Consider the following 17,399-nt stretch of genomic DNA (forward strand, 5'->3'; position numbering starts at 1 on the left):
AAATAATTTGACCAATTCAAAGGGTTTTTTCCTGGGAGGTTTATCTGATTGATAAATCTCAATCCAATTCTATTAATTGATATTTTTATTGAAGGACTAAACAATATTTCATTGATTGGGGTAATCTCACTTATTAAATTGTTAAATGATGTAAATTTTTTAAATATGATTGCACAGTATGATTTACCAAATTCTAATATTTTCTCTCTTTCATTTGATTGAAATGTATATATTGTGGCATCTGATAAAATTCCCCCGAGAGCTTGGGGTGTTAGTATTGATGATTTAAGGGTTTCGACAATTGGAAATTTAGAAATAATTATATTTCTTAACTCGATTGGCAATCCATTATCAAAATCGACTATAGGCGCAACGAAATCATATCGGATGATTACTTGATCTATGAAATTATTTTTATATGTATTGTTTGTCATGATTGAGTTTATGCATACAATGACTTATGTAATCTTTGATTTTATGAATAATAGGGGCTGGTCAAGCTCATCCACTAGAATAAATTAGTCCAGCCTAGATTCGACTCGGACTAGTCTCACCCACTACTCTTGTATCACTTGAAAGAGATTACCATAAATACAACAATCAATTTCCGTTTGGATCTGATATCCTTTGGTGCGATAAATAAAAAATCAAGGCCTTATCTCACCTCTTACTCTATATACAATTGATATTTCCCATTTCAACTCATATTACCGCTGCTGATTCTCCCGGAGCTTTACCCGTCTAAGATCCTTCCTAATCTCACCGCTCACCCCTCATCATCTCCCTCCTTCTCCTCTACTTCCGGACAGTCCTCAATCCTGACCTTGGATATCTGCTGCTTGAACAAACTACAGTACAACCTTCTACCGGACTTCCAATCTTTCCGGGTAAGATGCGGGCATTTTCTCTCCCTGCAATGGGTGGCATGAGCCCTTGGCCAGAGACTCATGAACTCACCCGTTCAGAGAGCAGACCAGAAGGGCAGGAGTTCAGATAACTCGAAACTGTCCCGGCTATCTGGCATATTCTCCGCCGCTTCCCCCGTCTCCGATTCTGGGTCGGACCGATCATCTCCCACACGAGATGAGGACACTGCCTGGCAGCACAACAATTGGTGGCCGGCCTCATCCAAATCTCCGGACACTAAAAAATCCGAAATTGTATCGTGACCAGAATATCTCTCCCCGGAAATCACCCGACTCCGGGAACGGTCCGTATGCTCCAAACCCTATCCACTTCCATGACCCCATGATCAGATAGGGGCCGATATACATCATGAACATCTATTTTCCCTGAATACCACGTTTTTCTGTAACTTGAACTTCTCTCACATAGCACTGGTCACACAATCCCAGATGCTGCTCTGCATCCCACCAAACAACCCGTGAGGTGTTACACACATGACATCTCCCCAGGTCAGTCCCGGTTTTAATCATCACTGTGGTGTCTATCGTTCCTGGAATCGTGGTGAACTGTTTTGATACCCGCCGTTTTGCTCGGTCATAACAATTCTTGCAGAGCATCCGGTTCGGCCTCGGTGGCTGTTGCAATCGCTCCCTGGTCATCCGTTCCTGATAGTACGTGTGACCCTTCCCACATACCGAGCAGGGTTTCCGGTTCGGCCACCCTTCAACTGATATGAACTCCTCGATCTTCACCTCTGCCAGTTTCATCGGTATATGTTCCTGAGTATCGGGCGGGAGAGCGGAAGATGGACCGGTTTTGGCGGGGACTTCCTCTCTGACATTCGCCCCCCGTTTCGGTGAATCAGAATGAACTGCTGTTGGTTCACCGGTGTGAGCGGAAGAATGGAGATCATGACCAGCGTCAGATGATCGATAAGCTGATGAATCGGCGAGCTCTGATCTTTCACCTGTTTCCGCTCTCTTATTTTTATCTAAGTAATTCTTTCCTTCTTTCTGATTCTCTGGTGTATTCTCATCCCGAATTTGGGCGGAAGCCCCCGCTCTCTTGCCGCATCTTTGATCTTCTTCCGCTCTTCCGCCCGGATTATCACCGCTATCCGGAGACCTATCTGGACCGAAATCATCACCATCTACCCAGACCGAGCACCCTTGAGCCCAGGATTCGTATAGGTAGATATCCCAGGTGAAGACCTTCGCTCGTCGCTGGGTATTTACTCCGTCATCACCGGTGCTGACGGTCCGGTCAAGAAATGAGATCGCCGGACACTTCTCCAGAAGACCGGTGTAACTCTGACCCCGTGACTGATACCCGTGGAAGAGTTTGTTGATGGTGCTGTTCGTCCACCCGGTTGCTTTCTGCAGCTGAGTGATCGTCATCTCCTGCAGGTTCAGAGATTTGATCGATTCAATCAGTTCAGCCTCTTTTCGGGTGAGTTTGGTAATCTGTCCTCCGGTCTCACCGTTCAAGGCCTGGAAGAGTCTCGCTGCCTCGGTGAAGTCTTCCCGGGTCGCCACGATATACCGCATCCCATCCACTTCGCCCGACTCCCGCTGATATTGCCGAAGTGCTGCCTGGGTCTTGATCAGGTCCAGAAGCATGTCCGGGTTTCTGCGGTTGGTCGCATTCTGAAACCTGATGCGTGAAGCATACGGGATGACAACCCACACCGGCTGAAGCTGCAGCCACATCTCCTGAGCGATCAGAATCTCCTGTCTGGTCTTCGGCTTGGTGTCCGGTATCTTCTCGGCCTCGGCAAGTGACCGGGTGAGGACTTTCTGATCCTGCTCCTCACTGTCATCGATCCAGCAGGTGAGCATCCGGTTGAAGACCTGATCATCTCCGGCTCCTTCGACCTTGGCAACCCACCAGATGCACCGCTCCGGAATGATGCAGACCTGACCGGTTCGGTCCTTGGAAACGGTGTGGTACATGAAATCTTTCTGAAAACTGGTGGTGACCCCTTTGAGTATTTCTTGCATTTGGTCAGACAGGAAGACATCATCCAGGGCGATCACCGTTCCCGGCTTCATGTTGTCAATGTAAAAGAGAGCCTTGTCACTCATCCGGCCATCAATCCGGTAAGCGGGCGGGATGAACTGCAGCATCGTGTCGATGGTGTGACTCTTCCCTTTTCCTGACTCACCGGTGATCGAGACATGCAGACCTTTTGAGTTGATGACCGACCGGGAGGCGAGTGACATCGCCATACACTCGGCAACCACCCGGTCACCTTCATGCTCCTGGTTGAAGGTGTCAAGGATGAACGTGAGCGGATCACCATCCCGGAGAATGGCTCCGGCCTCTTCAGCGATCTCCGGGACCGGGGATGACTTCGCGTCCTCAAGAATCTGCTTCTTCTGTTCTCGTTTCGAAACGCGTTTTCCATCACCGGATGAGGTCTTTCTCGTCCGGGATGCGGACTTCCCTTCATACCGTTCACGTAGTTCGCTCCATCGCTGAGTACCTCCCCCGCAGGAGTTGTGATGGCAACCCGCGAAGATCGCACCACTTTGAAACTGAATGGCATACGCCCCGTCCTTGTGGTCACCGGAGAACGGACACTCATCCAAAACAAAAAGCGCCCCACCCTGATAGGGCCGCTCTTCGTATCCAATTCCATGAGTGGATAACCACTGCGGCAGGTCAATTGCCTGCCCGGTCTTTGTTCGCTTCGGCGGTTCGATCTCTTTGGGAAAGAGTCCGGCCAGATGCTGCAGCATCTCTTCGGAGACGATCACGATCTCCTCCGGAGCAGCGATCAGACCTGACTTCCGGTGAGGGCGGTCCGGTGTGTTATCTCCTTTCCGTGAGATAGTCCCGTATAATTTCCAGATACGAGCCGCGTTGAAGTTGGCAGTATCGACATGGCAACGGTCATCAGAAAAGAGAGTGCTCAGAGACTCAAGGCATCCCTTCACCAGGTCCCTGGCAGCCGGGTCATTGGGGAGTTCAATCCGGTAGAGCAGATGAGCCCCGTTCCCACTGTCCCCTATCACCGGATCAGGCCATCCCATCTCAGTAAGGTAGGCAGCGATCTTCTCAGCCTTTGCGAGAGCTGCGGTATGTTCCTCCTCAGAGGATGATACCCCGGATGGTCGCACCGGGTCGATGTCGATTGGGAGCCAGTCCCGGTGAATGATATCCGAGTCTGCGGTACTGGCATCCTTCTTCCCGAGTTTCGCCTTGATTCGGTTGGCACGCCGTGCCAGGAGAACCGGGTTGATCCGGTTCAGGGTGACATAAATTCCCTGGATGGCAGTGTCCTTGTTGAGGAGGGCTGCCTTCTCAGCAAGCTGAACCGGATCATCGAAGTATCCGGAGGCGGTGTTGTACTCCCCAATCGCCCTGACTTCAACGACCTGACCTGGCTGAAAGAGCACCGTTACCGCCGAGAGAATGTCATTAGACATGCGGCCTCTCCAGGGGTATCGGCATCGCTCCGTACGGAGAGATTGCGTACCGTGTCCAATCTTTCCGGGTTCTCAGCCAGAGCTGTAGATCACCGGGGAGATTCCCTGTCCGTGCCAGATGGATGAGGCTCCTGATATGCTCCTGATAGGCTTCGTGCCCCTGAAAACTCCGGGACAGTCTGACCTGAATACAGAGAATATCGGCTCTATTCTTCCATGCGATAAGATTGATCGGGCTGCCTGGACTGAGCACCCTGACGGAGTCATACCCAAGGATATGGAGCATACTCCGAACGTGTTGCTCTGCGGCACGCCCGGAGTAGTTACTTTCCAGCTGCATGATCTCCCCGCGTGACAGAGCCGGCATGATCGCAATAATCGCGAGTACATGACGCTCCTTGATTTGCACATTTAATTTTTCCCCGGTGTCTGTCGAATGTAATTGATACATTCCGGCATCTTTCCGGATGTTTCATGATGTGCTCCGCAGGTGTGATCGATAGTCAAAAAAACTTATGAGCTTCGAAAGCCCATACTCACGTCTCCCCATCCATAACGCGGCGCCAACTGTATTATCGGTGGGGGATACTATCTTTCCTGGCACGGTTCTCCTCCGATGATCTGGAGCAGCCCCTCTTGTGCAAAGAATTCACCAATGCCCTTGAACCCTGTTCTGAGCTCATATGCATCGATCAATTCTTTTTCGATGGCCGTTACTACATTCAAAAGACTCACCACATAATGACGAACCGGGAAACCCTTTATGACCCGATCACGACCTACAGGGGTTGATCATCTTCTCTCTTAAACAATCCGGTCTAATATTAAAAATAGTAGTATTAATCTTAAATATGGGAGGCCATTGCAGTGTTATTCCCTGCAATGAACTCAAGATATTTTCGAAGTGTATCTGAATGTGCGAGGAAAAATTCCTGAACTTCTTTATCGGTGGAAAGTAAATCCCCGGTTAAGGCTTGTCCACAAATATGACAATGTTTTGAGATTGCGCTATTCGGCTCATGGCAATGGGAGCAGATTCTTGGTTCCATCTGATCACCAATGTTCTGAGCTGCTGCCGGTTCTATTCCATAGAGTTTGAAGAGTTCTTTATCGATGTCTCCGCCGGTCAGGTGGGCATAGGTGGCGAACTCCTTTGTTTTGAGTGAACCCCACATCATGAGTTTGATCACCGATTCATTCACTCCTGCCTGAGCCAGGTGCGTGATTCGTGAATGTCTGAAGATATGTGGCGTGAATATCCGGTTGATTCCGCTCCGCTCCGATATTCGTCTGATTTGTTTTGCCAGAGCTGGGTAGGTCATTGGTTGCCCGAATTTATTGAGAAAGACAAAATTCTCTCCGGAGGGTTCGCCCGGGTAATCACTTTTCCATTTGATGAGGTGCTCTTTGGAGAAGACGAGTCTGATATACCGGGTTTTATGGGTCTTGAAGGTGACAGTGACCGCAACACCGGTCCCGTCAAATTTGAGATCACGCCATTGCATGTTGCCGATCTCTCCGATTCGAAAGCCTCCCTCGTATGTCATGGAGATGAGTGCCCGGTCCCGGGGATTCGAGCAGGTGGCTATGAGGGCTTTGATCTCATCCGGTGAGAGGAGGTCTTCTGCTGATTTTACCGTCTCTCGTGCAGGCGTTCGTATTGCGGATAGTTTCTTTTCCGGGATAGAGGATAGGTTCTCATCAATGAGCCAGCGATAAAAGGTCTTGATGATGGTGACAAGATCGTGTTTCGTCTGGGAGGAGAATGGTGTTCCTTTCAGAGTGGTCCCGTTCTTCATGGCTTCGATGCCCCGGTATAATGCGAGAAGATCATTATCCAGGAATGGTCCGATGAAGCGACGCCATGTTACCAGGTTGAAGACAATCTTCTGAGCCCGCTTGATCCCAATGTCCTTGGTGACCTTGCGCTCGGAAACAAATCGGGAGATGATATCAGCATCTTCGGATGTTATACGTCCATCTAAAATAGCTTTTGATAGAGAGCGAGTATCATAGTCGCATTTGATGCAGTTGAAGATACTGCCTCGCTCTTGTATGGTTTGGGACACCATACGTTCCTGTCGGAAGTCTATACGTAAAGGGTTTTGTGGTGAGGATTGGACATAATGTCCATATGCCCCAGCCCGGATTTGAACCGGGGACAACCAGATCTTCAGTCTGGCGCTCTCCCAGTCTGAGCTACTGAGGCGCGACTATACAGATAGGGTTACTGGACTAATAAATATTCTGTTTTTCCTCTGAAGATCAATCCTGAATCGCTCGTATTATCTGGTTCAGAAACCAGAAATTATGGTAATGTTCTTCAGAAAGCGGAAGAATGGGCCTGATGTCGCATCGATATCTGCAGATATTGCCCTTCGGACCGCTCATATTGTTCATCTTACCCATAATGACTTTGATGCTGTTGGTGCCGATGCTGTACATCGGATCAGGTTCAGGAAAGAGGGTGTCCACACGCTCTGGAGTTCGGTAGGAAAATTCCCCCTGTATCTGGATATTATCTCTCAAATTGCAGGTAACGGGGATACTTTGAGTATCAGCGATCTCTCCTACCGAAGGGGGGTTGAGCAGCACCTGCGCAAGATTAAACAGCGGGGTTGGCGGATCGAATGGCGTGATCATCACCGGTGGAATGAGGATGAAATCGGGTTGATACGCAAGATCGTGGATCATCTGCATATTGATACCGGGCGGTGTGCCTGTGGAATCTGTACCGCTGATCTAGCACCTGATGATGTGATCGCTGAAGAGATTGCGCTGGTGGTTTGTGATTACGATCTCTGGAAACACAAAGATCCCAGATCCGGCGTCCTCGGGCTAGTACTCCAACGGGACAAGAATCGCGAGCATGTTCGTGATATGCTGATGATGGGTGTATTTGATGACGGGCAGATCAGGAGTGAATATCAGGAGATCATGCGGGAGATGCAACGGGTGATGGACCGGACCCGTCGATCTGCCAGTGTCCTTGGTACCAAGTATCGGATAGCAGTTAGCCCGATGTACGGGTATCCGAGTGAGACTGCTGCGTATATTCGCAAAGAACTAAAAACCGACATTGAAGTTCTGGTATCAGATTCAGGAAAATTCTCAATCAGGTCAGTTACTCCTATCAGTCATCTCATCGCCCGGGAGTTCGGAGGCGGAGGTCATCCTCATGCCGCCGGGGGATTTTTCCGGTTTTCATTCTGGGATAAGGTCCAATTGAAAATTTTCAAAAAGAACAGATACTTTCAGAAGATATCTGTGGTTGCAGAGTCACAATAATCAGCCCTGAGAAATTGTTGTTGTGGCAGCTCCAGCAACATCTTTCCAGTACTGATCTTCAGAACCGCACGCGTATCCTCCGAGAGTGATCTGTTCAGGATCCAGGTGTTCCAGTGCTTTTTTGTAACCCTTTTCATCTGGATCTATAAGAAAGAGGGTTCTGATGTCGTACTGATCCATAAGTTCATCGAGCAGTCCGGTCCGGTTACTGGTAAGTGCGATCCTGCTCTGAAATTCGAGAATTCTCGACTGAACATCGATATTTCCATCAGGAACTACAAACGTTGTCTTTTGTGAGGCAATCCGCTCTTCATCAATCGGGCAGACATCCAGAACATGGAGGAGATGACCGGATATGAAATTATCCCGCATGGTTCTGAGTATCTCAGTATATGCATCGGAGTAATCTGCGTATTGTTCTTCATCTTCGGGATCGGGAGATCCTGGAATTAGCCCGGGACCTGGCAGTATTGATCTGACAGGACCTGCAGTCAGAGTCATCATCCTGGCATCAGTAGCAAATGATTGCAGATTGGTCTGATATCCGTCAGATGAACAGATTATGGCATCCTGAAACCGCGACTGCATGAAACGCCCTCCTGCACCGGGGGAAGTAATCCCTGCTTCAAGTTGTAGTTCGAGAGAGCGTGCCAGATAAAAGGAGATAAGATCAGCTTCCTGATCCCGCATGGTTCTGATAAATGGGATGAGTTCATCTATATCCGGTTGATCGGGCTCTGATCCGAGAGATATCGTATTAAACCGGATTTTTTTCCTCATTCTGATGATCTTATTTATAATAGCAATCCCAAAAATGTAGTGATGAACAGCCGGCCTCTGTTAGTTACCTGTGGACTGCCCTATACCAACGGTCCTTGTCATCTCGGCCATCTCCGGACGTATGTTCCCGCTGATTTTTACGTCCGGTTTATGCGGAGAAAAGGAGAGCAGGCGGTTTTTGTCTGTGGTTCTGATAATCACGGAACTCCCATAGTAGTCAGTGCTGAAGCAGAAGGGGTAACACCGCGGAAGATCTCTGAACGATATCATTCCCACTTTGCAGAGACCTTCAAACGCATGAACATTGCCTTTGATCATTTTGGTATGACTGATGATCCGGCTACCCATGCCCGTACCACTCATATCGTTAGCAGGCTGATTGATGCAGGATATGTCTATCCGAAGATCATTCAGCAGGCATATTGCCCTAACTGCAAAAAATTCCTCCCTGATCGATACCTCGAAGGGATCTGCCCTCATTGCAGCAAACCGGCTCGCGGTGATGAATGTGATCAAGGATGCGGAAAGCATCTGGAACCCGGTGAACTTCTGAAACCAACCTGTAAGATCTGCGGATCGGCTGCTGAGTTCAGAGAACAGGAGCACTATTTCTTCAGGTTGTCAGCGTTTCAGGATTACCTTAAAGATTTTCTTAAGGATCTGAAGGGAACAGACAACGCCATCAACTATGCACTAGGCTGGGTCAATGATGACCTTCGTGACTGGTGTATCACCAGGACTCTGGAATGGGGGGTGAAATTTCCAGGTCACGATGATCTGGTCGTCTATGTCTGGGTTGATGCACCGATCGGATACATCGGGTTTACCGAGGAATGGGCCCAGGATGCCGGGGCTGACTGGAAAGATTACTGGTGTGACGATAAAGCCAGAATTACTCATTTCATCGGCCAGGATATCACGTATCATCACTGTGTCTTCTGGCCGGCGATGTTGAAAGGGGCCGGATATGGAAGACCTTATGCGGTTGTTGCTTCAGGGATGGTCAAGATTGATGATCATAAGTTTTCAAAGTCCCGGGGGTATGTGGTATGGACAAATGATGATTATCTGGATCAGGGTCTCCCCAGTGATTATCTCCGGTACTATATCCTGACCTATACCAGTCATACCAAAGAGATGAACTTCTCCTGGAAATTATTCCTTGAGCGGGTTAACAGTGAAGTCGTCAACACCCTTGGCAACTTTGTGTATCGTTCAGTTCATCTCTCCCACAAGCAGTTCGGTGGTGTGCCTGATGTACCGGTAGACCAGGTTATCAAAGAGAGAATTACTGAGACTATCAGAACAGTATCAGACCTTGTTGAATCATATGACTTCAAAGGAGCAATTGATGCTATCCTTGCTCTTGCTGCCTATGGGAATACCTATGTGCAGACTCAGGAGCCTTGGAAACTTGCAAAGACAGATATTCCTGCTATGGCTCTGGTAATGCGTAATTCTCTCCAGATTGCGAAGGCTTTAGCATTGTTTATTGAACCGGTTATGCCTGAAAGGGCTGGAAAACTCTGGGAGCAACTGGGTATGACCACTGATATTTCGCAGGCAGGTTTAAACGAAGCATTGACAGACCTTACGCCGGGTTCACTTCCCCAGCCTTCAATACTGTTTGAAAAACTTGATGAGAAACAGATCAATGCCCTTGATGTCTCATTCAGGCAACGCATTGATGCCCTTACCGCTATACCACAGTCTGATAACATGATAAGTATCGAAGATTTCAGTAAGATGGAATTGAAAACCGGCAGAGTATTGTCGGCTGAATCAGTGCCGAAATCAACAAAACTTCTGAAACTACAGGTTGGGTTTGGAACTGAAACCCGGCAGATAGTCAGTGGAATCGCACAATTTTATGCCCCGGAAGACCTGGTTGGGAAAGATGTAGTAGTAATCATGAACCTCAAACCAGCGAAGATATTTGGAATCGAGAGTAATGGGATGATCCTCGCTGCCGGGGACGAAGCCTCTCTGCTCGTACCCTTAAAACCGGTTGAACCAGGTACAAAAATCAGATAATCATAAATTCAGAGCATTGAGGCTCTGCTTCATCTTTTCTTTAATCACCGGATCGCTCTCTTGTTGGATCGCTGATGAAACTCCTGATATTCCCTGCGGATCGCCGATAGCCAGAAGACCTGTTGCCGCGATCCCCCGGGTATAAGGATGTTCATCGGTGAGGAGACGGATCAACGTTGGTACTGCCTGCTGACTTTTGATAGCACCAAGGGATTTTGCAGCCATGTATCGCACATGGTCTTTTTCGTCATCACATGCGGATAACAGATTCATTACTGCGGCTTCAGCGTGCAATAATCCGAGTGTTTCTGCAGCCCGATATCTTACCCTCCAGTCAGCATCGTTCAGGAGTGGAAGAAGAGAAGGGATAGCATCACTCCCAAAGTGAACAATATTCTTACAACATGAAGCCCGGTACTGTTTATCCGGGTGATAAAAACCTTTGATCAGATCAGCTACCTGATTGGATGTATTCACGTTCATAAAAAAAAGAGGTTAGTAGGTAGAGGTGTATCCAACCGTCTGCGCCAGGTCGAACAGCCCGTCTACTGTTGTTATCTGATCATCACTGATCGAGGTAGTGGTATTACCTAGAGGAGTCGAAGTTGCCGGATTCTTGTCATAGGTATCAAAGTGTGTGTACTGATACACCGATGCTGTACCGGTTGCCAGCTTATCTTTGGTATCAGAATCCACACCTTGTGCATCAAATGCATATCGCAGATTGACTGGAGTTTTATCGTTGGAAGAGATCATTCGTCCACCCATCTGAGTGACTGCAGCGACTTCCTTTACGTTCATAAGACTGCCCGCCTGAACGTATCCACCGAATCCTCCTGCTCCATTAGATCCTGATGCAAATACACACTGCACCTCAGTGTTGTTGTTGGTACCTCTACCCCACTGACTGATCGTGCCCCGCTCATCATACCACATCGAACCACCCTGACTCTCATCGGCAAGGTAATTCATGGTATGCCTGACCCCGAGATTATCAGATCCAGCAGAAGCATTGGATCCATCCATGCTGAAATCCTTGGTGTATCTCGTGGTCCCCCGTGCAGCTAATGTATCCTCCGCATAGGTGGTATCAGTCCGCACTTCATCACCTACCAGTTGTGTATTGTGTACACTCCCTTCAGGTGCATTTGTCTGGCGCCACTCCATGTCATGATCGACCATGAGACTGCCGATACAGGTGGCATCAATCGTAGATGTGATGCCTGTTTTATCATAGAGTGCCGATGTTGGCCGTATCGCTGCTGCAAACCCCGGCAGGAGAAGCAGGCCAATCATGAGCAGGGCGCAAAGTCTACCCAAATCTCTGTTATTCATTCTTATCAACCCCATCAGATGTCTGACCATCTAACCCCAGATTATGACTGGTCAGGAACATTTTGTCTGTCATCGATATATACCTTCCTTATTATATCTTGGAAAATAACGAAGAATTAAAAGAATTATTGGAAAATAATATAATATAAACGAGATTAAAAAGGAGTGATGAATTAGGGTTCAGGTTACGCGAGGTAATCTGAAGGTTTAGGCATCTCTTCTTTGAGACCCTTGCGCTTGCGGATCTCAAGAACTACTTCCTTAACCATGCCTGCAGGAATGAGCTCAAATCCAGCAAATTCCTGGTTCCACATGGCACGTCCTTCGGTTGCTGACCTGACATCCCCGGCGAATCCGAAGAGTTCGGCGACCGGTGCTTTTCCAACGACGGTTATGGTGTCTCCCTCACTGGTCATATCAAAGACCTGCCCCCGGCGGCTCTGGATCTGAGCAGTTGCTCCGCCCATGTAATCCTGAGGAACCGTGATATAGAGTTTCTGAATCGGTTCAAGGAGTGAGTCGCCACCAAGTAACAGTCCTGCCTTGATTGCACTGCGGACTGCCGGAATGACCTGTGCAGGGCCACGGTGAATAGCATCTTCGTGGAGCTTCACATCAATAAGTTTCATCAGAAGGTTCTGGACCGGTTCATCTGCAAGTGGACCACCGTCAAGTGCCTCGTGAATACCTTCAATGATGAGTTCCATGGTTTCATTGAGGTACTGGATACCTTTGGTCATATCCAGAAGCATGTTGGTGCCGTAGATATCCTTGACATTCTTGGCCTCATCCTTCTCGAACCCTGCCTTGACCATAGCGTCACGGCGCTCGAGTTGTTCCTGGTTCATCGAGATCTCGTGGCTCTTGATCAACTCAACGACGTGGTCAGGCATTGGTTCAAGGATGAAGTAGAACCTGTTGTGTCGGTTCGGTGATTTCCCTTCGACCGGACTCTCAAGTTTCTCGACGATAGTTTCCCGGTACACCACGATCGGCTCTGAAGTGACGATCTCCACATTTTTGTCACGCTTGATACGGCCGGTGACAATCTCGAGGTGGAGCTCTCCCATTCCTGCGATCAGGTGTTCGCCGGTCTCTTCATTGATGTTGACACGAAGGGTTGGATCTTCCTTGGCTACCTGTCTGAGCACTTCAACCAGTTTTGGGAGATCCTTCATGTTCTTTGCTTCAACTGCAACGGTAACGACCGGTTCACTGTAGTGTTCGAGTGACTCGAACGGGGTCATATCCATCAGGCTGGATACGGTAGACCCGACGACTGCATCCTTCAGACCGGTGACTGCTGCAATATTTCCTGCAAAGAGTTCTGGTACTTCAACACGAGTCGGTCCCATGAAGATACCAACCTGCTGAAGACGGTTGACCTTCTTGGCAGTTTGCATAACATAGACTTCGTCTCCTCGTTTGAGTTTACCACCGAACAGACGTCCGGTTGCAACTTCTCCGGCATGGGGATCAAAGGAGATATCAGTGACCATCATGCAACTCGGTGCATTGGGGTCACAGTTGTACATTCCCTTGCCTTCCGGAGAGTTGATATCCCCGTGCCAGATAACACCGACACGGCGCTTTTGAGCTACAAGCGGATCTGGCAGGAATGTTACGACCATATCAAGGATACAATCACAGAGGGGACTCTTTTTAGCAAGAGCCTTCATCTCCCCTGCTTTGCAGTGCTCGTACACATCCTTGAATGAGACTCCGCTTTTCTTCATGAATGGCGCAGATACTGCCCAGTTATAGAGAGCAGATCCGAATGCGACGGTTCCCTGTGCAGCATCGAGTTTCCACCCGGCGTTGTACATCTCCTCGTTCATGCCTTTGATCAGCTTGTTGACCTTGTCGATTACCTTGCCAAGCCGGATCTGCATCTCCATCTCATCAACCTGCAGTTCGTTGATAAGACGGTCGACTTTGTTAATGAACAGAACAGGTTTTACCCGTTCTTTCAGAGCCTGACGAAGAACAGTCTCGGTCTGAGGCATGGTTCCTTCTACTGCGTCCACCAGAACGACTGCACCGTCAACCGCCCGCATGGCACGGGTAACATCACCACCAAAGTCCACGTGACCGGGGGTATCGATCATGTTGATGAGGTACTCTTTCCCTTCGTACTCGTGGACCATGGAGACGTTCGATGCATCGATGGTGATACCACGTGCCTGTTCTTCTGCATCAGAGTCCATCCAACAGGCTTTCCCTGCGAGTTCTTCACTGATGATTCCTGCTCCGGCCAGGAGATTATCAGACATGGTTGTCTTCCCGTGATCAATGTGGGCGACGATACCGATGTTTCTGATATGCTCCGGCTGGTTCATGAGCTGCGTGACGCGCTCAACCGTTTTCTTCCCTCGGCTCATATTACACCTGAAATTCTCTGAAAAAAGTATTGAGAGATCTGTTTCTAACGTGCTGACTTGGCAACACGTTCACGTTCTTCCCGCTTGCCAACTGAATAGCACTTCGGATCGCCATTTGCTGCAGCGATTAGTTCCTCGGCAAGGGCTGATGCAACCGGTTTTTTCTTCTTGTGGGATGCGGAATATACTCCGGCTCCGATCAGTCCTACCGCGGTGTTGACACGACGCATGGGTGCGGTGTCAACAGACTTTGGAACATTAATTCCTCCGTATTTGAGCCTGACCGACTCTTCACGGGGACCGGCATTTGCGACCGCTTCAACAAGAACTTCGACCGGATTCTTCTTGGTCTTCTTGTTGATGATCTCAAAGGCATCCTTAACGATGCGGATTGCGAGGGTTTTCTTTCCAGTGTTGACTTCAGTCCTCATCAACTGGTTGATCAGCCGCTCGACGATCAGCATGTTTGCCTTGTTGAACTCCTGCCTGGTGAGTCTTCCACATGAATGTGGAACCATCATGGAGGTAAGGTTCACGTACCGTGCAATACCCGGGTCCTTGATATTGACCTCAGTCACGTCCCACTTGTTAAAAAGGAGGCGTGCCGGGGCCGACGCTGTTTCTTCACTCATCACGTTCACCTGCGTGGCTTCTCCTTCCTGCCTATGACAAGTTCATGAAGACAGACATTGTTCACCTTGGTGACCACGTATCTGACTCCCGGGATATCTCCCATTGAACGGCCCAGACGGCCACCGATGCCTTCAATCTCGACTTCGTCGTGCTCGTCGATGAAGTTGATTGCACCGTCACCAACTGCAAATGCAGAGACCTGACGACCGTTCTTAATCAACTGCACACGGACACACTTCCGGATTGCAGAGTTCGGCTGCTTGGCTTCAACACCAATCTTTTCAAGAACAATGCCGCGTCCCTGGGGCGCGCCCTCAAGAGGGTCTGATTTTAACTTCAGTCCGCCTGCAGTTCGGGCGAAATGCGGGTCGTGCCAGCGGAACCTATGCCAGTCGCGCTTTAACTTTCGTGCTGCGAATTTTCCCTGTCCCATTACATCACTCTGTAAAAATTTCGACGGAAACACCGGGTATCGGTGAGGTTTTGTCCAAATGCACGACAGATGCGTATTACCGTGCTATGTTTGAAACCTGTCTGTATACGTTACCCCTTATGCAATATAATAGTTGTATTCCCGTCTAACATAATGATATGCAGATCAGGCTCTACAAAGAAGTCTCCTTCGATGCCAGTCATCGACTCCTCCATTATCGGGGTAAATGTCATAACCTGCACGGACACCGGTGGAAGGTTGAGATCTGGATTATAGGTAAGACTGATGATCAGACAAATATTCTGGTCGATTATAATGAGATCAAACAAGCAGTCTACCGGTATGATCACCAGATCATTCTTAATCAGGATGATCCGATGGTTCCCAGAATCGAAGAATTTCATCCGGTAATTACGACTCCCGGAGATCCCACCAGTGAACTCCTGGCAGAACTGATACGTGACTCCATCGAGTCGGCATATGCCCCGAGTGGCCGGAATATCCTGGTTGAAACCATCAGGGTCTGGGAGTCTCCTTCCTGCTACGCAGAGTTAACTCATGAAGATCGCTGAAATATTTGCCAGTATTCAGGGTGAAGGGAGTTTCTCCGGATATCCTACCCTCTTCATCCGGTTTGCCGGGTGTAATCTCCGATGTCGGTACTGCGACACGCCTGCCGCGCAGGATGAGGGTGGAACCGTGATGGATGTTACTTCAATAGCAGAGGAAGTAAACAGATCCGGTCTCTCTCATGTCTGTATCACCGGGGGAGAACCACTCCTTCAGCAGCAGGATCTCCTTGCGCTTCTGGCAAGGCTTCATGACTCCGGTCATGAGATAAGCATAGAGACCAATGGGACGATTGATTTTCGTCCAAGCCAGCAATACGCAACAATCTGCATGGATGTCAAGTGTCCTTCGTCCGGGGAAACCAGCGATCTTGACCTTCTTACCCACATCAGGAAGGAAGATTCGGTCAAATACGTGATTGGTACAGAAGGGGATCTCAGATATGCTCTTGAGACTCTGAAGCATAATCCGGTGAGAGGAACGATCTTCTGGTCCCCGGTTTTTGGGTCCGATCCAACATACATAGTATCGTTCATTCTGGATCAGAAATTGCCGGTCAGGTTCCAGTTGCAACTTCACAAAGTAATCGGAGTACAATAATTGAAAGCGGTATGTCTTCTTTCGGGTGGTATGGACTCCTCCACACTTGCGTATCTGGCAAAATCAGAGGGATATGAGATCTATGCACTTCACTTCACCTATGGACAGCGGACTGAAGAGAAGGAACGAGAATGTGCAAAGCGGATTGCCCGGCATCTGAACGCAGTGGAATTCCTTGATGTCAGTCTTACATACCTGATCCAGGTAGGGGCATCAAGCCTTACTGATCCCTCAATTCCAGTGAAATCGCATGCAGAGGCAGGGAATGGAATTCCTCAAACCTATGTTCCGTTCAGGAATGCGAACCTTCTTGCAGTAGCGACCAGTTTTGCCGAGTCACGAGGCGCTGAGGCGATATATATCGGCGTTCAGGCATCGGATTACTCGGGTTATCCTGACTGCCGGCCTGAATTTATCGATGCTTTCCAGCAGGTGATAGCCCTGGGAACCCGGCCGGATACGAACATCTCCCTGAAGACCCCGTTTGTCCACCTTAACAAAACAGAGATTCTGAAGATCGGAATGGATCTAAAAGTACCGTATGAAGATACCTGGTCCTGTTACCTGGATGGGGAAGCGGCCTGTGGGATCTGCGGGTCATGCCACTTCAGAAAAGAGGCGTTTCAAGCGATTGGGATCGATGATCCAATCCCATACCGGTGAGTTATGGAGATCTACAAAGGAAGACGACTCACCATTGAGAAGTCACTCTTCTTACTTCCCAACGGGTACCAGCGTGAGGCAGTCGTAGTCAGACCGAGCGGAGCGGTGGTGATACTCCCCATTGAAGGACAGCACTGTTATCTGATTCGACAGTGGCGTTTTGTGATCAATCAGTATATTCTTGAGGCTCCGGCAGGGACCATGGAAGCAGGGGAAGACCCACTTGAAACTGCCCACCGGGAGTTGATTGAGGAAGCCGGGTTTGCAGCTGGAGAACTCATCCCCCGTGGATTTATCTATACCACTCCCGGTTTTACTGATGAACGGATCTTCATCTATGAAGCT

Annotated in this window: 19 protein-coding genes and 1 tRNA gene; 6 read left to right on the top strand and 14 right to left on the bottom strand. The window is 49.0% G+C overall.

Annotated elements, in window-relative coordinates:
- From LUQ50_RS14605 to LUQ50_RS14640, 8 genes are all read right to left on the bottom strand, one after another.
- A partial coding sequence (locus LUQ50_RS14605; protein ID WP_300040926.1) for a TIGR04255 family protein occupies positions 1–434 on the bottom strand: 434 nt, incomplete at its 3' end.
- Positions 435–766: 332 nt separating this feature from the next.
- Positions 767–949 carry a hypothetical protein gene (locus tag LUQ50_RS14610; RefSeq protein ID WP_300040928.1) on the bottom strand — a complete coding sequence of 61 codons (183 nt, stop codon included), beginning with the start codon at positions 947–949 and terminating at the stop codon, positions 767–769.
- Complete coding sequence (locus tag LUQ50_RS14615) at positions 946–1,128, bottom strand: hypothetical protein (RefSeq protein ID WP_300040930.1); 183 nt, start codon at positions 1,126–1,128, stop codon at positions 946–948. Before LUQ50_RS14615 ends, LUQ50_RS14610 begins: the two co-directional genes overlap by 4 nt.
- A gap of 155 nt (positions 1,129–1,283) precedes the next feature.
- Positions 1,284–4,337, bottom strand: a complete 3,054-nt coding sequence (locus tag LUQ50_RS14620) for a hypothetical protein (RefSeq protein WP_300040932.1) — start codon at positions 4,335–4,337, stop codon at positions 1,284–1,286.
- Entirely contained in the window at positions 4,330–4,746 is a 417-nt protein-coding gene (locus tag LUQ50_RS14625; RefSeq protein WP_300040934.1) for a hypothetical protein, read from the bottom strand. Before LUQ50_RS14625 ends, LUQ50_RS14620 begins: the two co-directional genes overlap by 8 nt.
- A 179-nt stretch (positions 4,747–4,925) precedes the next feature.
- A complete protein-coding gene (locus tag LUQ50_RS14630) occupies positions 4,926–5,063 on the bottom strand; it encodes a hypothetical protein (RefSeq protein ID WP_300040936.1) in 138 nt (45 codons plus the stop codon).
- Between the two features lie 119 nt (positions 5,064–5,182).
- Positions 5,183–6,409, bottom strand: coding sequence for a site-specific integrase (locus LUQ50_RS14635; protein WP_300040938.1), 1,227 nt, complete (start codon positions 6,407–6,409; stop codon positions 5,183–5,185).
- A gap of 63 nt (positions 6,410–6,472) precedes the next feature.
- A tRNA-Phe gene (locus tag LUQ50_RS14640) sits at positions 6,473–6,546 on the bottom strand.
- A 107-nt stretch (positions 6,547–6,653) separates the two neighbouring features.
- On the opposite strand from LUQ50_RS14640, the gene LUQ50_RS14645 reads away from it, so the two are divergent.
- Entirely contained in the window at positions 6,654–7,625 is a 972-nt protein-coding gene (locus tag LUQ50_RS14645) for a phosphoesterase (protein ID WP_300040940.1), read from the top strand.
- Here the strand turns inward: LUQ50_RS14645 and LUQ50_RS14650 are convergent, their stop codons facing one another.
- The gene (locus tag LUQ50_RS14650; RefSeq protein WP_300040942.1) at positions 7,626–8,405 is read right to left on the bottom strand and encodes a hypothetical protein; all 780 of its coding nucleotides are present in this window, start codon (positions 8,403–8,405) and stop codon (positions 7,626–7,628) included.
- Between the two features lie 42 nt (positions 8,406–8,447).
- Here LUQ50_RS14650 and metG point away from each other — a divergent pair, with 42 nt between their 5' ends.
- Positions 8,448–10,439, top strand: coding sequence for a methionine--tRNA ligase (gene metG / locus LUQ50_RS14655; RefSeq protein WP_300040944.1), 1,992 nt, complete (start codon positions 8,448–8,450; stop codon positions 10,437–10,439).
- Here metG and LUQ50_RS14660 read toward each other — a convergent pair whose 3' ends face one another.
- The 5 genes from LUQ50_RS14660 to LUQ50_RS14680 form a co-directional block, all read right to left on the bottom strand.
- The gene (locus LUQ50_RS14660; RefSeq protein WP_300040946.1) at positions 10,440–10,922 is read right to left on the bottom strand and encodes a HEAT repeat domain-containing protein; all 483 of its coding nucleotides are present in this window, start codon (positions 10,920–10,922) and stop codon (positions 10,440–10,442) included.
- A 12-nt stretch (positions 10,923–10,934) separates the two neighbouring features.
- Positions 10,935–11,774, bottom strand: a complete 840-nt coding sequence (locus LUQ50_RS14665; protein WP_300040948.1) for a hypothetical protein — start codon at positions 11,772–11,774, stop codon at positions 10,935–10,937.
- 185 nt (positions 11,775–11,959) lie between these two features.
- Positions 11,960–14,155 (bottom strand): elongation factor EF-2, encoded by a 2,196-nt coding sequence (locus tag LUQ50_RS14670; RefSeq protein WP_300040950.1) that lies wholly within the window; start codon positions 14,153–14,155, stop codon positions 11,960–11,962.
- A 44-nt stretch (positions 14,156–14,199) separates the two neighbouring features.
- Positions 14,200–14,787, bottom strand: coding sequence for a 30S ribosomal protein S7 (locus LUQ50_RS14675; protein ID WP_300040952.1), 588 nt, complete (start codon positions 14,785–14,787; stop codon positions 14,200–14,202).
- Positions 14,788–14,792: 5 nt separating this feature from the next.
- The gene (locus tag LUQ50_RS14680) at positions 14,793–15,221 is read right to left on the bottom strand and encodes a 30S ribosomal protein S12 (RefSeq protein ID WP_300040962.1); all 429 of its coding nucleotides are present in this window, start codon (positions 15,219–15,221) and stop codon (positions 14,793–14,795) included.
- Between the two features lie 158 nt (positions 15,222–15,379).
- Here LUQ50_RS14680 and LUQ50_RS14685 point away from each other — a divergent pair, with 158 nt between their 5' ends.
- The 4 genes from LUQ50_RS14685 to LUQ50_RS14700 form a co-directional block, all read left to right on the top strand.
- Positions 15,380–15,793, top strand: coding sequence for a 6-carboxytetrahydropterin synthase (locus LUQ50_RS14685; RefSeq protein WP_300040954.1), 414 nt, complete (start codon positions 15,380–15,382; stop codon positions 15,791–15,793).
- Entirely contained in the window at positions 15,780–16,391 is a 612-nt protein-coding gene (locus LUQ50_RS14690) for a radical SAM protein (RefSeq protein WP_300040956.1), read from the top strand. Before LUQ50_RS14685 ends, LUQ50_RS14690 begins: the two co-directional genes overlap by 14 nt.
- Positions 16,392–17,054 (top strand): 7-cyano-7-deazaguanine synthase QueC, encoded by a 663-nt coding sequence (gene queC / locus LUQ50_RS14695; protein WP_300040958.1) that lies wholly within the window; start codon positions 16,392–16,394, stop codon positions 17,052–17,054. It abuts the gene before it with no gap.
- A 3-nt stretch (positions 17,055–17,057) separates the two neighbouring features.
- Positions 17,058–17,399 (top strand): NUDIX hydrolase (locus LUQ50_RS14700; RefSeq protein WP_300040960.1); only part of this gene is annotated, 342 nt, incomplete at its 3' end.

The sequence above is a fragment of the Methanospirillum sp. genome, assembly GCF_028679455.1.
Classification (GTDB): Archaea; Halobacteriota; Methanomicrobia; order Methanomicrobiales; family Methanospirillaceae; genus Methanospirillum.

Bases quoted from the DNA above. Each gene is read 5' to 3' on its own strand.
- LUQ50_RS14665 (WP_300040948.1), bottom strand. From the start codon at position 11,774: ATGAATAACAGAGATTTGGGTAGACTTTGCGCCCTGCTCATGATTGGC.
- LUQ50_RS14620 (WP_300040932.1), bottom strand. From the start codon at position 4,337: ATGTCTAATGACATTCTCTCGGCGGTAACGGTGCTCTTTCAGCCAGGT.
- LUQ50_RS14685 (WP_300040954.1), top strand. From the start codon at position 15,380: ATGCAGATCAGGCTCTACAAAGAAGTCTCCTTCGATGCCAGTCATCGA.
- LUQ50_RS14680 (WP_300040962.1), bottom strand. From the start codon at position 15,221: ATGGGACAGGGAAAATTCGCAGCACGAAAGTTAAAGCGCGACTGGCAT.
- LUQ50_RS14610 (WP_300040928.1), bottom strand. From the start codon at position 949: ATGAGTCTCTGGCCAAGGGCTCATGCCACCCATTGCAGGGAGAGAAAA.
- LUQ50_RS14645 (WP_300040940.1), top strand. From the start codon at position 6,654: ATGTTCTTCAGAAAGCGGAAGAATGGGCCTGATGTCGCATCGATATCT.
- LUQ50_RS14635 (WP_300040938.1), bottom strand. From the start codon at position 6,409: ATGGTGTCCCAAACCATACAAGAGCGAGGCAGTATCTTCAACTGCATC.
- LUQ50_RS14660 (WP_300040946.1), bottom strand. From the start codon at position 10,922: ATGAACGTGAATACATCCAATCAGGTAGCTGATCTGATCAAAGGTTTT.
- LUQ50_RS14670 (WP_300040950.1), bottom strand. From the start codon at position 14,155: ATGAGCCGAGGGAAGAAAACGGTTGAGCGCGTCACGCAGCTCATGAAC.
- LUQ50_RS14650 (WP_300040942.1), bottom strand. From the start codon at position 8,405: ATGAGGAAAAAAATCCGGTTTAATACGATATCTCTCGGATCAGAGCCC.
- metG (WP_300040944.1), top strand. From the start codon at position 8,448: ATGAACAGCCGGCCTCTGTTAGTTACCTGTGGACTGCCCTATACCAAC.
- LUQ50_RS14615 (WP_300040930.1), bottom strand. From the start codon at position 1,128: ATGAGGCCGGCCACCAATTGTTGTGCTGCCAGGCAGTGTCCTCATCTC.
- LUQ50_RS14690 (WP_300040956.1), top strand. From the start codon at position 15,780: ATGAAGATCGCTGAAATATTTGCCAGTATTCAGGGTGAAGGGAGTTTC.
- LUQ50_RS14675 (WP_300040952.1), bottom strand. From the start codon at position 14,787: ATGAGTGAAGAAACAGCGTCGGCCCCGGCACGCCTCCTTTTTAACAAG.